Source organism: Schaalia canis, assembly GCF_003858455.1.
Classification (GTDB): domain Bacteria; phylum Actinomycetota; class Actinomycetes; order Actinomycetales; family Actinomycetaceae; genus Pauljensenia; species Pauljensenia canis.
Window position 1 is genome coordinate 1 of the sequence record NZ_RQZF01000076.1, and the last position, 202, is coordinate 202.

Below are 202 nucleotides of genomic sequence, written 5' to 3' on the forward strand. Positions count from 1 at the left end.
GCCCAACCCGGCACACACACCATCTGCGTCACCGCCCTCAACCAAGGCGCAGGCCACAACACCCCACTCGGATGCCGCACCACCACCCTGGCACCTAAAACCGTTCAACCCACCAGCCCTCGTGGGAACTTTGAAGAGGTCATCTCCAACAGCGCCACACAAACCCTAACCATCAAGGGATGGACCTTCGACCAGGACACCC

The 202-nt window shown here is 60.9% G+C and carries 1 protein-coding gene; it reads left to right on the plus strand.

From position 1 onward, the window contains the following. A partial coding sequence (locus EII11_RS10715) for a hypothetical protein (RefSeq protein ID WP_165867184.1) occupies positions 1-202 on the plus strand: 202 nt, incomplete at both ends.